Source organism: Thermus sp. FJN-A (assembly GCF_054655095.1).
Map to the genome: position 1 here is coordinate 1 of NZ_BAAHSC010000136.1, position 244 is coordinate 244.

Here is a 244-nt window from a genome sequence, read left to right on the forward strand (position 1 = left end):
TCCCCCACCAGCGCTTCCAGGTCTTGCCCCCGGACCCGCACCGCTTTGACCGGGATAGGGATGGGGTGGGGTGCGAGAGCGAGAATTTAAGGCAAGTCAGCCTGTGAGGCGTTAAGTGTTACAAGAAGCAAAAACGAACCGAGAAAAACAATAACAAAAACATGAAACGCATATGCAATGTGATGTGGAAAATTTGAAAAAATGGAGGGGACTAGGGGAGTTACCCCAAGGAGGAAGCCGAGAG

The 244-nt window shown here is 51.2% G+C and carries 1 protein-coding gene; it reads left to right on the forward strand.

Annotated elements, in window-relative coordinates:
• Window positions 1–107, forward strand: a 107-nt coding sequence (locus ACYQ0J_RS00705) for an excalibur calcium-binding domain-containing protein (protein WP_460170283.1), incomplete at its 5' end; no start/stop codon positions are given.
• Window positions 108–244 lie beyond the last annotated feature (137 nt).